This window comes from Zunongwangia sp. SCSIO 43204, assembly GCF_019904275.1.
Taxonomy (GTDB): domain Bacteria; phylum Bacteroidota; class Bacteroidia; order Flavobacteriales; family Flavobacteriaceae; genus Zunongwangia; species Zunongwangia mangrovi.
Map to the genome: position 1 here is coordinate 726,649 of NZ_CP063204.1, position 20,509 is coordinate 747,157.

General features: G+C 37.6%; 15 protein-coding genes. 3 read left to right on the forward strand and 12 right to left on the reverse strand.

Annotated elements, in window-relative coordinates; translation table 11 throughout:
• Positions 1–180 precede the first annotated feature (180 nt).
• From INR75_RS03235 to INR75_RS03255, 5 genes are all read right to left on the reverse strand, one after another.
• Positions 181–516, reverse strand: coding sequence for an NAD(P)H-binding protein (locus INR75_RS03235; RefSeq protein ID WP_223090748.1), 336 nt, complete (start codon positions 514–516; stop codon positions 181–183).
• A gap of 85 nt (positions 517–601) precedes the next feature.
• Positions 602–1,438, reverse strand: coding sequence for a glycosyltransferase family 2 protein (locus tag INR75_RS03240; RefSeq protein WP_223090749.1), 837 nt, complete (start codon positions 1,436–1,438; stop codon positions 602–604).
• Entirely contained in the window at positions 1,422–2,513 is a 1,092-nt protein-coding gene (locus INR75_RS03245) for a hypothetical protein (protein WP_223090750.1), read from the reverse strand. The genes INR75_RS03240 and INR75_RS03245 overlap by 17 nt, the downstream gene beginning before the upstream one ends.
• The gene (locus INR75_RS03250) at positions 2,510–3,565 is read right to left on the reverse strand and encodes a glycosyltransferase (RefSeq protein WP_223090751.1); all 1,056 of its coding nucleotides are present in this window, start codon (positions 3,563–3,565) and stop codon (positions 2,510–2,512) included. The genes INR75_RS03245 and INR75_RS03250 overlap by 4 nt, the downstream gene beginning before the upstream one ends.
• Positions 3,562–5,040, reverse strand: a complete 1,479-nt coding sequence (locus INR75_RS03255) for a glycosyltransferase (protein ID WP_223090752.1) — start codon at positions 5,038–5,040, stop codon at positions 3,562–3,564. Before INR75_RS03255 ends, INR75_RS03250 begins: the two co-directional genes overlap by 4 nt.
• Positions 5,041–5,293: 253 nt before the next feature.
• Here INR75_RS03255 and INR75_RS03260 point away from each other — a divergent pair, with 253 nt between their 5' ends.
• From INR75_RS03260 to INR75_RS03270, 3 genes are all read left to right on the forward strand, one after another.
• Positions 5,294–6,253, forward strand: a complete 960-nt coding sequence (locus tag INR75_RS03260) for an AraC family transcriptional regulator (RefSeq protein WP_223090753.1) — start codon at positions 5,294–5,296, stop codon at positions 6,251–6,253.
• A 916-nt stretch (positions 6,254–7,169) separates the two neighbouring features.
• A complete protein-coding gene (locus INR75_RS03265) occupies positions 7,170–7,400 on the forward strand; it encodes a hypothetical protein (protein WP_223090754.1) in 231 nt (76 codons plus the stop codon).
• Between the two features lie 21 nt (positions 7,401–7,421).
• Positions 7,422–7,916, forward strand: a complete 495-nt coding sequence (locus INR75_RS03270; RefSeq protein ID WP_223090755.1) for a lipid-binding protein — start codon at positions 7,422–7,424, stop codon at positions 7,914–7,916.
• Positions 7,917–9,076: 1,160 nt separating this feature from the next.
• Here INR75_RS03270 and INR75_RS03275 read toward each other — a convergent pair.
• The 7 genes from INR75_RS03275 to INR75_RS03305 are packed head-to-tail and all read right to left on the reverse strand — an operon-like array spanning position 9,077 to position 20,509.
• Positions 9,077–10,438 carry a glycoside hydrolase family 43 protein gene (locus tag INR75_RS03275; protein WP_223090756.1) on the reverse strand — a complete coding sequence of 454 codons (1,362 nt, stop codon included), beginning with the start codon at positions 10,436–10,438 and terminating at the stop codon, positions 9,077–9,079.
• A gap of 7 nt (positions 10,439–10,445) precedes the next feature.
• Positions 10,446–12,380 carry a glycoside hydrolase family 97 protein gene (locus tag INR75_RS03280; protein ID WP_255584625.1) on the reverse strand — a complete coding sequence of 645 codons (1,935 nt, stop codon included), beginning with the start codon at positions 12,378–12,380 and terminating at the stop codon, positions 10,446–10,448.
• 12 nt (positions 12,381–12,392) lie between these two features.
• Complete coding sequence (locus tag INR75_RS03285) at positions 12,393–13,703, reverse strand: glycoside hydrolase family 43 protein (RefSeq protein WP_223090757.1); 1,311 nt, start codon at positions 13,701–13,703, stop codon at positions 12,393–12,395.
• Positions 13,704–13,724: 21 nt separating this feature from the next.
• Complete coding sequence (locus INR75_RS03290; RefSeq protein ID WP_223090758.1) at positions 13,725–15,473, reverse strand: glycoside hydrolase family 43 protein; 1,749 nt, start codon at positions 15,471–15,473, stop codon at positions 13,725–13,727.
• Between the two features lie 53 nt (positions 15,474–15,526).
• The gene (locus tag INR75_RS03295) at positions 15,527–16,693 is read right to left on the reverse strand and encodes an alpha/beta hydrolase-fold protein (protein WP_223090759.1); all 1,167 of its coding nucleotides are present in this window, start codon (positions 16,691–16,693) and stop codon (positions 15,527–15,529) included.
• Positions 16,694–16,698: 5 nt separating this feature from the next.
• Positions 16,699–17,811 carry an alpha/beta hydrolase-fold protein gene (locus INR75_RS03300; RefSeq protein ID WP_255584626.1) on the reverse strand — a complete coding sequence of 371 codons (1,113 nt, stop codon included), beginning with the start codon at positions 17,809–17,811 and terminating at the stop codon, positions 16,699–16,701.
• A 7-nt stretch (positions 17,812–17,818) separates the two neighbouring features.
• Entirely contained in the window at positions 17,819–20,509 is a 2,691-nt protein-coding gene (locus tag INR75_RS03305) for an alpha/beta hydrolase-fold protein (RefSeq protein ID WP_223090760.1), read from the reverse strand.

The window sequence follows — 20,509 nt, forward strand, 5'->3', positions numbered from 1 at the left end:
AAGAAATAAGTATATCTGATTGCTTACATAAGATAAATTCTAAATTCGAATTAAATGAACAAGAAATAAATTAAATATACGATCTTATAATACTATACTTTAAATTTGATTTTCTAATTTCCTGCTCCATCATTCTATGAGTTTCTGGTATAGTAAACTTTGATGCTTTATCGGCGCCTTTCATTGATACATAAAAAAATGATCAACATGATTATCAATAGCATCCTGTAATACATGATAATTTGCCTTATAGTTATTTTGATAGAATGAATTAGGTGTAGGATTAAATAAGCTAACAGATTTACCCATAGCAGAAATAACGTAATCGACTCCATTAGTTATACCCCTGAGTTGAGTAGGAGCATTACTGGCATCTCCAAACCAAATATCCATTGTAAAAGTTTTTATAGTATTGTAGCCTTCCTCCGAGTAAGTTAACGCTCTTATCGAAAAATTTTTCTTTTTTGCTTCTTTAAGAATTTCTAGCCCCAATGCTCCTGAGGCACCTAAGATCAATACCTTTTTTTTTCATATTACTCATTGGATTTGTAGTTTATAATTCACTTCTTTCTATAATGGATTTAGATTTAAAATTATCCTATTAAAATGCATTACAGGATTTTGCTTCTTCAATCTCATTCAAAGTAGGAAGTCGGAGAACTTTTAATTGTCCATTATTAATTTCAACTAGCTTGGTTTCCTCAAATTTCTCAATCCAGTTCATCATGGGGTAAAATCCCCATCGCTCTTTAAAGATCTGGGCATTGTGTATGATACCTGAAAAGTGGTTTAGTGGTGGTCTGAACACCTGATGATATTGATGATAAACTATAGCATTTGTTCTATACATTTCCAGGTCATGGTATCTAAATTTTTGTCCTAGATCAGTATCTTCTGCTCCATAACCTTTGTAATTAGAATAAAACCCTCCAATTTGAAGAAAATCAGATTTTTTAATCCCAAAAATCAGTGACCAAAATTGGTTATAATCCGTTTCACGTTGAGCGATTTCCACCAATGGTTTTAAAGGGTGCGCAATTGATTTGGCATTTAGACATTTTAAGTTAGAAATAGTCTTTGTAAGATACTTTGGAGTCCCCTGAACAATATCAGTTAACTTCAGTCGTTTCAAAATGCGTTCAAAACAAAAACGATCTGGAATGCAATCAACATCCAGAAAAATTAACTGATCATAACGAGCTTTTTGGGCTCCTAAATTACGTGCTCCGGCTAAATTTAAATCACCATTTTTTTTGGGAAGTCTAAATTGCTTTATCAAAGATGTGGACGAATAAAAGTCTATCATATCATCCATATGAACAATTAAAATTTCCGAAGGAATTACACTACTTTTCAAACAGGCTTTTAATGTCCAAAAAAGATGTTTTCTTCTTGCTGCACAGATAATAATAACAGAAAATCTAGGATATTGTTTCAAAGCTAAGAAGTGTATTATCTAATTCATTTCGTAAATCAGGAAGTTTTTTGGCCATCATTTTTATATCTGAACTATATAAATCTAACCACTGTACGAAGCACTCCAATCTGCGTTTTGAAAACTCCGAATTATAGAGTTTCCTTCTGCTCATTAATTCTTCGTTTGAGAGTAATAAGATCTCTGATAAATCAAATGCTAGACGATTTTCATACAGGACACTTGCTGTATGCTCCTGTTCCATAAAAGGCCGATCTTCAGGAATACAGCAAAATATTTTTTTAGAGCATAGTACTTCCGAGCTAAGATTTAAGCCTGCAGAAGAAATAATTAGATCTGCATCATCAATATAAGAGCTTATCTTTGACTGAAAACCTAAAAACTGAATTCCTGTGACTTGTTGTTCAAGATCAGAGAAGTCTCCCAAGGCTTTAATCTGAAGTCCCTGAAATCGCATGGCAATCTTAGGTAAGGCTTTAACGAGCTTTGTACCATTACCTTTACCGCGCAATATCAATATCTTTTGTATCCGCTCTAAAGCAATAGTATTTTCATTAGAAACAAAATGAAGTCGACTAAAATACCCTAAATAAAGTGTTTTCTCCTTTACCCAATTAGGTGTTGAAGGATGTTCAAAAGCTTCAGGATAAAAAGCCAGATTAAATAAAGAACCCTTAAAAGATTGAATATGAGGTTGATCATTTCTAAGGCCCGGTAATTTAATATAAGCATAGGGAATTGATGAAACTCTTGATAAAGCAGCTATTTCTACACTTACATCCACAAACAATAAATTGCACTGGGCATTCACCAAACCAGTTAATAACTGAAGACTTCTTCTTTGAATAGATCGTTGCGCTACCGGAGAATAATGTAAATAGTCTGGAGCATCTGTATCGTCCATAGGCAAACCAGTACCATCAGGATCTTCTTTAGCTAATTTAAAGATCCTTGTATCCGGTGAAAAATAGGCAGGAGTACTGGAAAATATTTTGAGTCTGCCTTTTAGTAACTTATAAAATATACTAGCATATCTGGCGTGACCTGAACCTTCAGAATGAGCGTAATAAGCAATCATACTTTTTGAGCTAAAATAGATTTATACAAATTTTCGTAAGCCATAACCATTGAACTGATAGCACAAAATTCTTCGGCTCTTTTTCTGCATTCTCTACGATTTAAAAACTGGACTTCTTTGAGAATTGCAGCCATGGCATCTGGATCAATTTCATCGATGAGATAACCGGTTTCTTCCGTAATAATTTCAGGTGCAGCACCCAAGTTCCAACTCACCACAGGCGTGCCGCAGGCCAGACTTTCAGCAATGGTAAGTCCATAAGGTTCTTCCCACACACTGGTAAAGAGTAAAGCTCGAGCCAATTTTAAATATTCGTTAATTTCATCCTGTGAAAGATGCCCCAGATATTTGATTTCATTGTTAAGTTCTGGTTTTATGTAATCTCTAAAATAATCGGAATCTTCCCCAGGACCAGCAAGCAATAATTTCACGTTTGCCTTTTTGGCTACCTGGATTGCCATTTCAGGAGCTTTTTCTTTGCAAATTCTACCATACCAAAAACAATAGTCCGCCGTATTTTCAAGATCAAAAGACCATTTATGTACTGCAATCCCATTATAAATTACTTCGGAATTAATCCCTATTCTCTTTAGATAGTTATTTTTTAAAGAATTACTTACACTTGTAAAATAAGTATTTGGCCGATTTCCAATACAATTTAATGCGATCTGTAATTCAGGAAAAGCAGGAGTATGCAGTGAGGTAATGAAAGGTGTATCCAGTTCTTCCCCAAGAATTATGGGCAAATAATGTAAAGAATGGTTATGAATGATATCATATTGCTTTTGATCGATATGTAAAAACATTTTCGAGTAAGCGATATTTTCCATGATCTGTTCAGCATCATCTTTGGAGTAAAATTTCCTGGCAATAATGGAATTCAATTGAGGAGTACTCAATCCTTCGCATTCGGACTCTTCTTTAGCGTACACATCCACCTCATGTCCAATTTGAATTAGTTCTTTTATTAAAGCATGAGTTATCATTTCTAATCCTCCTTGATAAGGCTCCTTTAGTGGAAATTTATGGTGAGCTATAATAGCAATTTTCATAAGGTGTTAGTTTGTAATTTCAAATTTATCCTAGAAGAGGTTTCCGAATATTTTAATGCATTCAAAGTATGGAGAGTACTAAATAAATAGACATTACCAAGCAAAGTATATATGGTAGCGGGAAGCACTAAGTCATTCATAAAAGCCATTATTCCAATAGCGAAAAAAAGCAAGCAAGTCACATCCGTGAATTGAAAATTCCTTCTTTGTTTATCATCCTTCGGTGTCCTATAAAAAGGTTTACGACCTCCTAGTAAACAAGGTAGCCACACTATTGATGAACGGAAATTAAAATGTATATGAATTGCTAGAGTTCGGAGAATTTGCAATCTACTTAGTGAAGGTCTGTAAAACAAAATGGATTTGCCTAATAAATTTATAAGAAACGGAATCGCACCCATTATTAGAATTAGATTCAACTCAGTCTTTTCATATATTTGGGAACCCACTAGCAATAGTGTGAATAGAGCCAGGTAAACGGGCATTAAAAAGTTTAGCCAGGCCGTTAGTTGCATAATAATATTTAAATCTCTTTTGGAGCCTAAATTCCATTTATTGTTTAATAGCGTATGCATATTCCCAAAAATCCATCGAGCACGCTGCTTGCCAACATCAATAGCGTTTTGAGGCATTATACCATATCCAAGAATTTTTGGACTAAAAGCCGTATGTTTCCTAGCTTTTATAAACTGAATACCAATTTCAGCATCCTCTGTTATTGTTTGGCAGTTCTTCCATCCTGGTAATTCTTTTAGACTTTCAAAACGAAAAAGGCATAAAGTTCCGGTGGATAGCATTGCTTTATCGGTATTAGCCGCCGTAGCGTAGATATCGAAATAATGCTGGTATTCCATGGCAAGAGATTCATTTCTAAAATTAATATTTCTGTATGCCTGCGGAAATTGTAGGAGATCTAATTGATTTTTTTCAGCCTCAATAACGGCCTCCTTTAAGGCATAAGTTTTTAAACAGTAATCAGCATCAATTACCATAATATATTTCGTAGAACGTGCGGATAAATGAATACATTTATCTAAAGCTCCGGCTTTAAAACCTTCAAGTTTAGGATATCTATGGTACTTTAGAATTTCATGATTTCTGCAAAAATCTTCTACTGGTTTCCATAGGTTGATATCCTGAGTATTATTATCCAAAATGATGACCTCAAAATTATGATAGTTTTGTGAAAGACAGGCCTTAAGACTACGGATCACCAATTCTGGAGGCTCATTACTTATCGGTATATGAATAGATACCATGGGCTGCTCGCAAGCGTCCATTTTGTGATGAACTATTTTAGCGGGCTGATTTGATTTTTTAAGCTTTAAGAATATCTGACATATTAAATGAATGCTTACTAAAATAGCGGATGGGATGATCAAGTAATATATCCAACCGGGGAAAATAAAGCTTAGGTATATAGTTCCTAAAATGGCACAAAGAAGCAGCGATAATTGGATAGTTTTTGTATTCATAATTTTTGACTGGTCATTTCTACGAAGTTGAATATTCATAAGTGACCTAATGTGCTCAAAACATCAAGCATTGCACTTTATAACAATATTTAGTATATTATTAACCAAAAACCATCTTTTTCAAGCCTAAAGGCTTCATTGGAGGGTAAAATATATGTTAAGTTCGTTGCGCTTTTAACAAATGCACATGATGAATAGCTTTCGATTAGACCTAAAAAATGTAAATGATTACGTCCCGAAATTAGCCGACCAGATGAAAATCGGTTATAAAGAAGAATTGGGCGAGTATAAAATTTTTATTCCCAAAGATTATGGTAATGGCTTTATTAGTTGTATTAATTTCCCTAATGGTATAGGACTATATATTTATAGTCTTAAGTTTAAGGAGCGTATCAATATTGAATTGGCACATCAGAACCAGAGCTTAGTTCGCTTTTTATATATGCTTAAAGGCTCTGTTAATTCGAGACTCGATTCAGGTATTAAATATCAGATTAAGCCATTAGAACATTATACCATTGCTCCCAAACTTGGCCAAATTCATGAATTATTATTTGATGAAAACGAAGAAACTATATTTGGTTATTTAGAGGTTGATCGTGTAAAATACAAAGATTATTGCGCTTTTGATTTTAAGCTTATAGAACCTCGTCTTCAAAAGTTGTTTGGCGATACTTCCGCCTCACAAGAAGTCTTTATCCCGGGAACCTATGGGGTGAATGTGTACAATATTTTGGAAGAAATTCTAGAAAATCCTCTAATTGGATTTCCCAGAATTAATTATCTGGGAGGAAAATCACTTACTGCTCTATCTCAGATGATGCTAAATTTCCAAATGCAGGAGCAACCGGAGATTTTTCGTCATGGGAGAAATGAATATCTAGCTGTACAAAGGGCTATTACCTACATCCATAATAATCTTCAAGAGCTTAAAAACATTAAAGGGATTGCAGAAGAAAGTGGAGTTAATGTTAATAAATTACAGGAGGGATTCAAAAAGTTTAAAGGTAAAAGTATCAATAGTTACATTCATGATCTCCGTTTGAAAAAAGCTATGCAACTTTTATTAAAAGGAGAAGATACCGTTATATCGATTACGGAAAAAGTTGGCTTAAGGAGTCGCAGTTATCTTGCCAAATCTTTTAAAGAACGCTATGGAATATCCCCTAAAGAAGTGATGCAGGGATTTAAAAATAAAAAAGGGAATAAATGATATTATTCCCTTTTTTAACCATTTCCCAGATGATTTCAAAAAACTACATCTAACAGCCTTTTTATCTTCAACTCTTATAATTTCTAAAATCCTGAGATACCGGAGTTCTTTTCATAACAATTTTCACAGCGAAAATAATTACAAATAAGAGATTGAAGTGATAATGAATCGTAAAAATTTAGTCTGGAAGCGTTATATTATGTTAATATCATAGATCAAAAGGGTGTTTCCATAAACTTTTTACCTACTAAAGTTTTGCGACATATCCCCCTAATCATTGGTCTTTACTGCTCAGATACTACAATACCTTCGTCCATTTTCTTCCTGAATAAGTATTTTTAGCTTCCATTTTTTAGGAACACTAAACTTAGGAAGGACAATCACAAGTTTTTTCTTTTCTCCTGTTCCTAATTTAGCAGGGAAATTCTGAATTCCTAAAATATCCAATTTCTGCCGCTGACCAGAATGTCTTTTCCCCTGATCCCTACTTTCAAGAAAGACACTAATTTTTTTCTGGTATAAAACTTATGGCTGACTTATTAAGAAGCTCCAGAGAGAGGTAAGCTCTATCTTGATAGATTTGAATCTCATGTAAAATTATCCACATTTTTTGTTTCCCTTTTTTCCGAAAAACAGGTAAGCTTCTTTTTAATAGATATTGAGCAAAGGATTTCGAATAGGTACCTGGGAGCAGGTAATTTTGGGACAATTAGAAATTGTTATCCGGTCTTTGTAGCATAGTTTTATTTCGTTAACTTTCACAATGATAAGGTTTAATTTTAGGGGTGTTAATTCTGGAGAGGATACACCCCTTTTTTTTGACTTTTATTAAATTTATAGCCCTAAAGGTTCTGAATTTCCGGTACTGATCACTTCGACTGATGATCCGAACGTTTTCGATATTACTGATGTCCTAGTGGGACACTATGAATACGGGGTAAATTATGGCCCCAATTATGCTGTACCGTCGACGATTACGGTGAATGGAGATAATATCAGTTCTCCTGGAGGATCAAATGCCTTCGGTGTTTGGACTGTTGATGCCCCTTCAATTTCAGCAGGTAAGACGACAATGAACTGGGGAGCAACACTAGCTTCTCAAAGTTTTAGTTTATCTGGATTAAGGCTTGATAAAGTAACTCCTTAAGTAAATTTAAAATTAAGAGAAATGAATATAAGATATAATACAATACTGGTGGTATTACTTTCCTGCTTCCTATTTTCCTGTGAGAATGATGGATATGCAGACTATGATACCGGTCAAACGAATACAAAAGAATTAAGTGGAGAGTGGTATGTCTCAAAGTACTCAATGAGTGGAGAGCTCCTATCAGGATACTATTTGCTTTCAACTTATAATACTGCTGATAATGATAACACTATTTTTGTTGATGATAATGAAAATTTATTTCCTCTGAAGGTAAAAGCTACCGGTGATGTTGAAAATTTAATTTTTTCAACTACGGATGCAGCAAATCTTTACGATGAAGAAGGAGTGGCCACGATTACAGAAGGATTAATTATTCCTAATGGAACTGAAGCTTCAGGAAGTAGAACAATTGTTGATAGTCTATCGTTTCAAATACAACTGGCGAATGACCCTGATAGTCCTTATATCGTTGCAGGGTATAGAGATACTGGTTTTGCTGAAGATGATCATTAAAATAATTCTTCTTTAGTTAGATTGTTGAGTGGAGAGCAGGTAGAAATACCTGCTTTTTTTTTGAGAATTTAAAATGAGACTGATACAATTGAATATCTAAAAATTACCTATAACTGGGTATTGCTTTTCATTCTAATCTAGCTTATTATTGCATACTTAAGTTTTTAAAATTTGGGGTTTGAAAACTTAGGTTAACCTAGCCGTTTCGCTACAGAAATTTTGAGAAAGCTAAGAGTCTTAAAATTTTATTTTGTACTTACTAACGGTAATATAGAGTGGGGACAGCTATGTAGGGGTGCATTATTTGTCCCCATTTTAATTATAATATTCTTAGCCTAATCTCATCCTGCAATGTCAATATAGCTATGATACTAAAATTTAAATAATTAAACCGAGTATTGTGAATTCAAGACTTAAGATCTGAAAAACTTCATTCAATAGCCCCCGGCTTTGCCCCAACTAAAGAGAAAAAATTAGGATACTTTAATATTACTCAAATTTTTTCCTATTGGAGTACTTTCAGTTCTTGCTGATAGAAAACTGAAATAACGTTTATCGAAAAATATAATTAGAACTAATTTTAATAAAGATATAAAATATCTTCCCCGGGTTGGTTAAACTTTAATTAGAGGTGCGAAATTCGGTGTCACTGGCAATTTCATGTACTCTTAGCCCCCCATAAACACTAAGATTGATAATTCTGGATTATTTCCCTGTAAGTTTCCCCAAATTAGAACTGCCTGATTGTCTAAAATTTTGTTTTCCATAGTTCTCATAAAGATCAGGTGAAAAACTCATCTAATTATAAAAAAGATCTACCACGCGAAAACCCCTATTTTTTATCATAAACCGATCTAGTAGGCTTTACCCTATACTTTCAAGACCAATTATCTCGAGTGGAGGTATATCTTGAAAAAAGATATTACCTCGTATCGGGATCGCAGGTTAATAAGAAAAGTCTTTTAAAAAATAAATACCTAAAACACATCCAATTAGAAGCCCAAATTGCTAATTTTATTCCACAATCGAAAGAATATTTTTAGTATTTCCCTATATTTTTTCGATCAATTTTAGTAGTACTATTCTAAATATTATGGTGTTAACCCCTAAATTCGATTTCCCTTATTAATTTAAAATAAAAATTTCTATATCTGTATTTTTCACCTTTTAAACATCCAGTAATCAAAATACATAAGCTGCGTGGTCGCTTTACCTTTAACTATAAAATAAAGATCATGTACACCGGTAATTTCTTCTACTTCAGCTTTAACCAGTTTCCAACGATCATCCCCACCGGTTATAGGAACGTTTAAGGTCGCCAGTAGTTTGCCGTCTTTAGCATCTGCCCGAACTTCCATAGAAACATTGTTATTATGCACACTTCCAATACGGGCGATAATGGAACTCGGGGAAATGTCCTCAAAATCAACGGCTTTAACCTGAATATAGGCCTTATCCTTCATTGCGGTTACAAAGTTACCGACCACTTCATTCGATTTCGCTTTAAAACCTTCAGACCAGGCAATGGTTTCTGCTTCGGTTTTGCGATACGGATTCATCTCTTTTAAAGCGTCTTTAATTCCGCTGGCCATATTCATCTGCTCAATGGTACCGTCGTCGTTAAATTTTAATTCCTGTACACAAACCGAACGGTTGAATCCGCTTCCGCCGGGCAAACCAGCGTTGTGATAAAAGAAATAGGTTTTATCTTTATAATCTATAATTCCTGGATGATTGGTAAAACTACCCCCTTCGGTTGGCATTAATTTACCCTGATATGTCCAGGGGCCGTTAATACTTTTACTGGTAGAATATCCAATATGTTCAGGGATTGGTCCGGCCGCAAAAAACAGATAATATCTATCATTGTTTTTATAAACCCAGGGACCTTCTTCATAAGTAGTGGGTCGTCGATCGTTCTTTTCACCTTCCCTTTTTCCAAAAGCTTCAATGCTGTTTGGGATTTGTTGGATTTCCCCTTCCGTAGAGATCATATCTTCATTGAGCTTCACAAAATAACACACAGGATTTCCCCAAAACATATAAGCCTGCCCATCATCATCAATAAAAACGGCAGGGTCTATATCGGCATTACTCTCAGAAACCAGCGGCTTGCCAAGAGGATCAATAAACGGTCCATACGGACTGTTGGCCACAGCAACCCCAATACCATTTTGATTGTTACGATCGGTTATGGGAACGTACAGGTAAAATTTACCATCGCGCTCTATTGCAGCAGGTGCCCAGGCATTTTTTAATGCCCAATCAAAATCTTTATATTCCAAAACTGCACCGTGATCGGTCCAGTTCACCATATCGTGTGTGGTATACAGCCGCCAGTCGTCCATCGTAAACCAGGTTGAATTATCCTCGTCATGACTGGTATAGAGGTACACTTTACCATCGTGAACCATAGGGGCAGGATCGGCCGTATAAGCAGTTTGAATAATAGGGTTTTGTGCTTCCAGAAATGAAATCCCAAAAACACTAAACAGAAACAATACAGTAAATGAACGTCTCATAAATCGCTTAATTTTTAATTACGAATCCGCCATTAGGCTGAATCTCTACGGAAATCTTTCCGCTGGAAGGAATCTTCATTTCTTTGGAATAGGTTTCTTTTTTCTTATCGTCAGAAAATAAGGTTACGGTCTTTCCTGCAAGCATAGGAAGTTCCAGTTTTAGTTTCTTTACGCTTTTTTCAGCATTCACTCCTGCCACATACCAGGTTTCGTCGTGCCGTCTTGCCAAAACTGAAAATTTTCCAGGGTAGCCGTCAATAAAAACGGTTTCATCCCAGGTAGTTGGTAATTCTTTTAAAAAATCCAGTTCGAATTCAGGAACATCTTCCAGGTTATTTGGAGTTAAGGCAAACATTTGCACGGGATTCTGAAACAAAACTCCCGTCGCCAATTGAAAAGCATCGGTAGTTAATCGCTCCTGGCCTTCTTTATTCCCTTTATTAAGATATTTATTCAGTAATATTCCGCCAAATTCCATACTGGCAACAGCATTTCTGCTAAACGGATGCATAGAAGCATAGAACGCCTCTTTGTTTCTTACATCCTGAGAAAAGATAAGCATTTCTGAAGCAAGAACAGCCTCACTTCCTACAAAATTAGGATACATTTTCTCCCATCCTCTGGGAAGGGTCGCTCCATGAAAAATGACCATTAATCCGTAATCATTAGCATCTGAAAGTATATTTTCATAAAGCTTCATGGTTTCCTGTTTGTCCCCTCCAAAAAAGTCGACTTTTAGTCCTTTAACTCCCGCTTTTTTCAGCCATTTCATTTCCTTTTTTCGGGCTATGGAAGTATTCATCTTGTTAAGTGGAGTCATAAAAGCGTCATTAGCAACTCCGTTAGAATTATACCACAGAAAAACATCTACACCTTTAGATTCGGCATAATCAATAAGTTCTTCCATTTTTTCGTAGCCTATTCGTTCGTCCCACCAGGCATCTATAAGAATATATTCAAAATCCATTGCCCCTGCCAGATCGATATATTTTACCTGATCCTCATAATTCATGCTGTTATCCTGGCAAACAATCCAGCTCCAGCTTCCCTTACCATATTTATAATCCTGCGAAGGTTCGTAAAGCTGATCTACCACATCGTAAGGAATGGTCGTCTCTACAATAGGTTTTAAAGTCTCTCCAACCGTAATGGTTCGCCAGGGTGTATGTCCCGGCAAGCCTATCTGAGCGCCAGTGCTTCCAAAACCGTTATTTTGGGCAGGATCTGGATATGCTACGCTGTAAATTCCATCTTTAAAACTGCTTAAATGCGAGGCCGTATAAAGACTGCTAACACCGGTTTCTGAAAGTAAAACCCATCCATTTTCCCCAATTTTAAAAAGGCTTGGAAAAACATAACCAGTTTCAGATGTATTGCTTTCAAGCTGGGCATCGGCTGAATAGCCACTTTCGTAGCTAGGCGCCGTTCTGGCAAAGCCTCCCATAGATTGCATCATTGGCGACAAAAACGAAGTACTCTCTGCCGGAAAATTATATCCTGTTAACTCTTTTTCCACCACACAGGCCCGGGTATCGCCCCATTTAGGTAATTGATACCTAAAGGCGATATCATTATTGCTTACCTGAAAATATATAGCAATTTCCTGTTCTTTAGCATTTGCAAAAAAAACTGTAAGCGTATTGGCCTTATAGGAAACCTGAGATTGCTTTATTTTTTCCATGCTATATTCTGAACTGGTCGTACCTTTAGAGGACTTTAGCAATTTCATTTCTGAAGTAAAATCGCTCTCGTTAGTCACCAATCCAAGCGGAGATTTTCCCAACATGGTCTTTTTAATGTAAATCACGTTGTAAAATGGTTTTCCGTTTTCGACCTCTACCGTAACTTCCAGCTTACCGTCTGGACTGTTGATTGATGCTTTTTCCTGTGCAACGATCAAAGTAGTTAAAAACATACACCAAATCAGGCTAAATATTTTCATAGTATTCATTATTTATTTTTGAAATTCCCCGTAATCCAGATGAAATAATTCACCGCTTTTTCCTTTAAAAACGAAGAAAATATCGTGAATTCCTCCTACTTTGTCTATATCTGAATTATATATTTTGTAACTATCATCTGCTTTATCGATTTTGCTGGTTCCTATCAATCTTCCTTCTTTAGAGTCAAGACGTATTTCTATGCTTCCTCCTGAAAAAGACTGTGCTGAAACATTGAATTTTGAGGCTCCATCTTTAAAATCTGCTCCCGCCACCATAATATAATCGCCATCATTAATCGCGGTAACATAAATCATATCCTGTTCTTTTTGAGTTTTAACGCCTTCGCTCCACGCCATAGTTTCTGCTTCTGTTCTTCGGAAAGGATTCAGGTTTTCTATTTGATCAGGACCTTTATCATTCCAGTAAGGAATCGTCCGAATGGTTCCATCTTCATTATATTTCATTTCAGCAGCATCTACAGAACGTCTTTCATAAAAGGTTGAAGTCTTGCTTTTAAGAATATCATAACTGTGACCAAATGCATACGATTTCCCTTTATATTCGATAATCCCGGGATGATTTCCCCGTGTTTTATCGGTTGCATCCATAATCATCCCTTTATATTCCCAGGGGCCTTGGGGCGAGTTACTCATGGCGTAACCTAAACCTTCTGGGCAACAGGTAGAAGCATACCCCATATAATATTGTTTACCATGTTTCCACACCCATGGACCTTCCTGGTAATTATCTGGTTTTGAATTGATTTTTATAACATCTCCTTCAATAGAGATCATATCTTTATTTAACTTCACATAATAAACATCAGGATTTCCCCAGTAAAGGTAGGCCTGCCCGTCGTCATCGATAAACGGAGAAGGATCTATATCATTCCAGATATGATCGGTATCAATTAGTCGTTTTCCCAGGGGGTCCTTAAATGGACCATAAGGACTATCGGAAACTAAAACTCCAATACCACTGCCGTGCATAGGGCAATAAAGATAGAATTTACCGTCTCTTTCTATGCACTGTACAGCCCATGCGCCATTATCCTGCGGCGCCCAACTAAAATCTTTTAGGGAAGCTACTGCTCCATGTTCTGTCCAATTTACCATATCTGTAGAGGTGTACAACAGCCAATCCAGCATTTTAAAGCCTTCTGCATCATCTTCGTCATGCGAAGTATATAGAAAAATAGTATCGTTATACACCATTGGTGCAGGATCTGCGGTGTATTTGGTTTGAACGATTGGTTTTTGAGCTGTGGCTGTAGTAACCAAAATGATAGCAAATACAGTCACAGCTTTATTCAATATGCTCAAAATTTTCAATTTAATATAAGATTAATTTGGTGTAGCATCATTGGCAGAAGTGGCATAAAGCCCAACCATCGCACCTGTAAAACCTCCAGCCACATCTGTAGAAAGGATATCCCCGGATACTTTCCCACCCAGGTTTTGATACTGCTCTCCATCAAGCGCATAGCTAAATTCGTACTCATCTCCGTTAGCCTGTACTTTTAGAGAAAAAGGATTATCCAGATCAATTTTCTTGCTTGCTATAATTTTAGATTCACCGTTTTCGGTTCTTTCCAAAAGCAGGTAATAATCCTTGTCTTTTCGGGTAATCCCGAAGGCATAATTAAAACGCTCATTCTGGTAACAGGTAATTCCGGCCATATCTTCAGCAGACTTAGGTTTGTACTTCATCTTAGTCATAAAGCTAAAGTTTTTATGCATCTGGCGATGGAACAAGGTAGACGTTGGAGCCAGTTCATTAATATCTGTCGCGAAAGGTTCCAGCTGAAGTCCGTCTTTAGTTTTCTTCATAAAAGCTTCTCTTGGACCTCGTAGGCCTATCCATCGATAATCCAGGGTATCTGCCTGGAAATTGTCTGTAAAAGTGAAGTTCCCATTAGGGAAAAATCCATCTTTCCCGGTGTGGTTCTCTACACCTGCTGGCATTTCAAGTTTTGGTTCCATAGGTACCAGTCCGTTTTCAAAAACCGGAAATTTTCCTGACCAGTCCACAGGTAAAATAAAAGTTTCTCTTCCGGTAGTTACCTGCCCGGCCTCATTTGGGCGAATGGCAAGAAAAACACCGTAATATTTATCATTTGGTCCTTTAACAATATCGGCATGCCCAGCCCAGTCTACCATATTCTCACGGTCTTTGGGAAAATAACGTTGCGTTAAAATAGGATTACTTGGTGCTGGCTCATAAGGCCCTTTTGGGTTGTCACTTACAAAAACAACTTCGCTATGCCAGCCACCGGTTCCACCTTCAGCACACATTAAATAGTAAAGTCCGTCTTTTTTATAGACATGAGGTGCTTCGATCCAGATGGGTTTATCTTCAAGATCTACCCCGCCGTTTACGATGACCTTATCGGTTCCTTCAATGATCTGATCTTTTTCTACATCGTATTCCCAGATTTTAATCACTCGGTGCCCCTGATAAAGTGCTTTTTCTGGCGCATCGTTGTGTACCACATACGCTTTACCATCATCATCAAAGAAAATAGATGGATCGATCCCGGCAAAATTTAGTTTGTAAGGTTCGCTCCAGCCCTTCATAGGATCTTTGGTTTTTACCACGATATTTCCTGCTCCACCCGCAAAGGCTGTGGTAATCATATAAAAAGTATCGTTATTTTCATTGTAAGTGATTCCCGGTGCATAAACTCCCTGACTTATTCCGGTATCATGAACGTCCAGCTGGGAAGTTCGGTCTAATACGTGCCCAATCTGTGTCCAGTTTACCAGATCATTAGAATGGAAAATCGGCACCCCCGGGAACATGGCAAAAGAGGAACAAACCATATAATAATCATCTCCTTTGCGGGTAATGGCAGGATCTGGATAGGTTCCCTGAAGTATCGGATTATAGAATTCTCCTTCTTTTAGTGGGTATTTCTTATAAACCTCATCCTCACCTTTGTAAGTAGCACTTAAAAAAACCGGTTCGTTAGTTGCTCTTTTGGGTTGTGGTTCATTATCATTTTTATTTCCTGAAAATGAGAACAGCAGTAAGGTCATTAAAATAAGTGCGGGGCTGTACTTGTAAAATGGTGATTTAAATGGTTTTTTCATGCTCTCGAGTTCTTGTATTAATTTAATTATAAACTTTTGTACTTGTATTTCTTTTATTTAAATAATAATTGGGCGTACTGATGTAAACATCTGCGCCAGGTAAGCCATTCGTGTGCCGTTTCTGGTGACTCATAAAACGTATAGTTGATCCCTTTCTTTTCTGCCATTTCCCTAAAATCGCCTACAGTTTTAAAAAACACTTCGGGCTCCCTGGTACCAAGACCAAGCCAAAGTACTTTGAGCTTTTCATTGACCTTAATGGCATCGTTAAAAGCACCGTTCAGAAATGTTTCAGGATCAATTTTTTCATTCCCGGGATAATTTGATGTTCCGCTGAAACCACCGTAGTAGGCAAACAGATCCAAATTATTCATTATGATTCTCATCGTCTGATTGGCTCCCATGGAAAGTCCAGCAATGGCGCGATCTTCCCTACTTGATTTTGTTCTGAATTTTTTATCGATATTAGGGATAACCTCTTCGATAAGGACTTCTTCAAAAGAAGATTTTGGATAGCCATTCTTAGCAATTTGCATTGCTTCCGGTTCGTAGGCATAGCCATTATCCATAACTACAATCATCTTTTTGGCTTTACCAGAAGCGATAAGATTGTCTAGAATTAGATTGGTATGTCCCTGGGAAGCCCATCCGGTTTCATCTTCATAGCTGCCATGCTGAAGATAAAGTACCGGAAAACGCTCTTCTGAATTTTCAAAATATCCGGGTGGCAGGTACACAAAATTGCGGCGCCAGTCCTTAGTGATTTCAGAAAAATAAATATTTTCAGTAATACTGCCATGTGCTACATCTTTCATCGCATAAAACTCCCTATCGTGAGCGGGAATTTCAATACCACTACCCCATCGGCCCGCCCCGTAATAATATTTTGAACCGGGATCTGGAACCGATGCGCCATCGATATTCAGCTGGTAATAATGAAAACCTTCGTCTTGCGGAGCAGATTCTCCTGTCCAAACGCCTTCTTCGTTCTTTTCGAGGTCATATTTTACCCCGCCAATATCAAGTTGCACTTTATGGGCCTGCGGAGCTTCAATGCTGACTCTTACGCGACCTTCAGCGTTTACTTTCGGAAATTCCCTTCCAACCTGATTTACCGACGATGCTTGAAAATCTTCTTTTACCTTATCATTAGTTTGTGCTGAAACCGATAAAGAAAAAATAGCAAGCAAAATGACCATTATGAGTTGCATTGGATTCATATCTTCTAGTTGAATAATAAAGGTGCCAGTTTATGCAAACTGCGTCGCCAGGTTTGGAATTCGTGGGCTGTACCTTCAGAAATATAGCTAACCACATTAAATCCGGCAGCCTTAAGTTCTTCTACTGAATTTTTAACTGCTTCGGGACGTTCTTTACTTCCGCAGCTGATAAAAACAAGTTTCAGATCTTTATGATTTTGTAAATCTTCAGGTGAATAGGTACCGCCACTTAAAAGGGCATAATGAGAAAATACTTCTGGTTTGTTCAAAGTGATCATTTTGGTTTCCATGCCGCCCATAGAAAGACCAGCCATGGCGCGATGTTCTTCATCGGCTATGGTACGGAAGTTTTGATCTACATAAGGAATAAGTTCATCTACCAAAACGGTTTGAAAATGTTTAATATCAAAGTCTTTTAATCCGCCCCATTTAATTTCATTGGTCATTCCGTATGTCATTACGATTAGGAAAGGTGCTGTTTTCCCTTCCGCAATAAGGTTATCCATGATAAGATTGGCGTGTCCCTGCTTGCTCCATGCGGTCTCATCTTCACCCCAGCCATGCTGTAGGTATAAAACTGGATATTTTTTATCTGTATATTCGTGATACCCAGGCGGAGTATACACAAAAGCGCGACGTGAAGTATTGGTGCTTGGTGATGGAAAAAGAATTTGCTGAACACGACCGTGAGGAACATTTTTTAAAGCATAAAATTCCTGATCCTGCGCGGGAATTTCAATACCACTTTCCCAACGAACCGAGCCATAATAATTTTTTGCTCCTGGATCGTTAAATGTACCTCCGTCTACATTTACGTGATAATAATGGAAACCTTCGTCCATAGGTCCTGCCGTAGTTCCCATCCAGACTCCTTCTTTGTTTTTTTCGAGTTTGGTACCTCCCTGGCCGCCTAATCCCAAGCTCACCCGAACACTGTCGGCTGCGGGAGCTACAATTCTGAAACGGGCATAACCCTGAGAATTTACCTGAGGATATTCCTGCCCAGGCTGATTTTTAGAAGAAGGCTTAAAGTCTTCTTTAATTTCCTGCTGCGGGTTTTGTGAGAAGCCGGAATAACAAAGCAGGATAGCCCCAAAAACTAACATCTTATGTTTCATAATTTGCTTATTGGTTTTTAAATAAAAGAGGGGCAAACATATATAAATCGTGTCTCCATACCGGCCAGGCATGGCCGCCAGGATATTCATTGTAAGTATAATCGATATTCATTTTATCGAATTTTGACATCATTTTTTTACCATTTTTATAGGCGATATCCTCTTCTCCACCTTCGGAAATATAAAAATGATCAAGATCTTTATTGATCTTATCTGCGTTTTCACTCATATAGCTATACTGCGCCTCGGCAATCTCGTTATTGTTGCCAATCCAACCTGAACTGAAAACACCAAGCGATGAAAAATGATCGGTGTTTGGGATGCCTGCATAAAGTGTCTGGATACCACCCATCGATAAACCGGCCAATGCTCTGCCGTCTGCATCGTCGATAACGCGATATTCTTCCTGAACATGAGGGATCAGTCCCTTAAGTAATTCATTTTCGAACATTTTCAATCCGTTTTCATCAAAGGCTGAAACCGGCATATTCCCGTCTGGCATGATTACCAGCATAGGTTTTGCTTTTCCTTCTGCAATAAGATTATCAAGAATCATATTGGTTTTTCCCTGTTGTGCCCAGCCACGTTCGTCTTCACCACCGCCATGATATAGATAAAGCGCGGGGTATTCTTTATCGGTATTTTTATCATAACCCGGTGGGGTGTAAACATAAAAAGTTCTCCAGCTGTTTAATACCGGCGAGAAATACTGCTCCATTCTAACATCGCCATGCGGGACATTTTTTAAAGCATAATACTCATCCCCGGCAAACGGGACTTCTATCCCGCTGGCCATTCTTCCCATTCCGTAAAAAGTTTCACTATTAGGATCGGCCACGGGAACATCATCAATAAGAATAGAATAGTAATGAAAACCTTCAGTAAGGGAATCTGTTGTAGCTTTCCAGATCCCGTCTTTATTTTTATCCATATCGTATTTACGCCCCAAATCTACTTTCACGTCTCTGGCTTCTGGAGCTTTTACCTGAAAAACTGCACGCCCATTAGGTAAAATCTGCGGATACTGGGCATTGCCTACATTGGTGGAAGCGGGTTTTCCTAACAGACTGTAATCGTTGAATTTTGATTGATCTACCGGTTTAAATATCATTTTGGCAAACATGTAAAGTCCGTTTTTCCATACTTTAAAATCATGTACGCCCGGTTCGATATAATAGATATGGGGTACATCATTTTTCACCAGATATTCATGGGTTCTCTCGCTAAAGCGCAATAAGTTATCGTTGTTACCACACGAAATCCATAAAAGATTTAATTTTTCGCGGGCTTTGTCTGGATTGGGAACCAGTTCTTTTGGCGTTTTGGTATTTGGCGCGGAAGAAAAAGCGCCTACCCACGAAAAAGTATCGAGGTTACCAAGTCCGAAATTTAAAGTTTGTCCGCCACCCATGGAAAGACCAGCTATCGCCCGGTTTTCCCGATCTTTCTTCACAGGAAAATTCTTTTCTATATAAGGAATAAGATCTTTTAACAAATCTTTTTCAAAAGTGGCAAAAGCAGCAACTTTGGTACTATCAAAAATATTTCCAACGGCGCGGTCGTCTTTCATTGCCCTTCCGTTAGGCATCACTACGATCATAGGCTCAGCTTTTCCGTCAGCATACAAATTATCGAGAATCACCTGCGGATTCCCACCACGTAGCCATTCTTTTTCATCGCCACCAATACCGTGCAATAAATAAAGCACCGGATACTTCTTATTTTCTGAATAATTAGGCGGAGTATAAATCAGTGCTTTTCGCGTAGTTCCAACGGTTTTCGATTTATAACTGATACTGTCCAGCTTTCCGTGGGCAATATTGTCTCTTTTCTGGTCAAAACCTTTTGGCGCTTCTTTTTCCAGTCCTTCAAAACCTTTGGCCTCCAGCATTTTTTCGGCATAACGTCTTCCCAGTTTTCTATAACCTTCAGCCGTAAAATGCAGATGATCGTTCACGGCGGTACACCCTTCAGAAGAAACCACATAGGCGTTAGGAATAACTTCAGGAAGCTTCACAATAATATCATTCATGCTGGCGCATGAGCCTCCTTCTTCTTTGCTAACCATTTCACCGGCCAGTAAAGGTGTTTTTTGGGGATCTAGTTTTAGATCTTTAATCAGGTTATCATAAACTCCTTTTACTTTTTGTGGCCAAAGTGTGTCACCGGTATTCGATTCACCCTGATGCAAAAGGATTCCTTTAATCACCCCTCTTTTCTGACCAATTTTAGCCATTTCGACAAGTCTTTTATAAGGGTTACCGTCGTATTCCTTAACCATATTCTTAAGCCATCCCGGTGCCGAATCTACATACGACTTATAATTTTCTTTATCGAAAAGCTCGATTTTACAACCGCCAACGGCAACATTTATGATTCCCACTTTAATACTATCTGGAAGGTTTTCTACCATCTCCCTACCAAAATAATCTGTTGGAGTCAACCCGGTATTACATCTACACAGTGGCGGTTTGGCCGTATACCATTCTCCTTTTTTACGATCCAGATCTGGGCAGTCTACTGCCGATAAAACTTTAAAGCGCTCGCTAATAGCTAGGGTATCCTGAGGTTCAATTTTGGCGTGACCCTCCATATTAGACTGGCCAAAAGCCAGGTAAATATGAAAATTGGGATCCTGCGCTCTGGCGCTAAACGCCAGAAGCAACAGAGAAAAAAGTAAAAATATTCTGGTTTTCAT

What these genes read in the sequence shown, in the direction of transcription:
- INR75_RS03300 (WP_255584626.1), bottom strand. Translation starts at nt 17,811, where the DNA reads ATGAAACATAAGATGTTAGTTTTTGGGGCTATCCTGCTTTGTTATTCC.
- INR75_RS03250 (WP_223090751.1), bottom strand. Translation starts at nt 3,565, where the DNA reads ATGAAAATTGCTATTATAGCTCACCATAAATTTCCACTAAAGGAGCCT.
- INR75_RS03290 (WP_223090758.1), bottom strand. Translation starts at nt 15,473, where the DNA reads ATGAAAAAACCATTTAAATCACCATTTTACAAGTACAGCCCCGCACTT.
- INR75_RS03255 (WP_223090752.1), bottom strand. Translation starts at nt 5,040, where the DNA reads ATGAATACAAAAACTATCCAATTATCGCTGCTTCTTTGTGCCATTTTA.
- INR75_RS03245 (WP_223090750.1), bottom strand. Translation starts at nt 2,513, where the DNA reads ATGATTGCTTATTACGCTCATTCTGAAGGTTCAGGTCACGCCAGATAT.
- INR75_RS03280 (WP_255584625.1), bottom strand. Translation starts at nt 12,380, where the DNA reads ATGAAAATATTTAGCCTGATTTGGTGTATGTTTTTAACTACTTTGATC.
- INR75_RS03270 (WP_223090755.1), top strand. Translation starts at nt 7,422, where the DNA reads ATGAATATAAGATATAATACAATACTGGTGGTATTACTTTCCTGCTTC.
- INR75_RS03295 (WP_223090759.1), bottom strand. Translation starts at nt 16,693, where the DNA reads ATGAATCCAATGCAACTCATAATGGTCATTTTGCTTGCTATTTTTTCT.
- INR75_RS03305 (WP_223090760.1), bottom strand. Translation starts at nt 20,509, where the DNA reads ATGAAAACCAGAATATTTTTACTTTTTTCTCTGTTGCTTCTGGCGTTT.
- INR75_RS03275 (WP_223090756.1), bottom strand. Translation starts at nt 10,438, where the DNA reads ATGAGACGTTCATTTACTGTATTGTTTCTGTTTAGTGTTTTTGGGATT.
- INR75_RS03260 (WP_223090753.1), top strand. Translation starts at nt 5,294, where the DNA reads ATGAAAATCGGTTATAAAGAAGAATTGGGCGAGTATAAAATTTTTATT.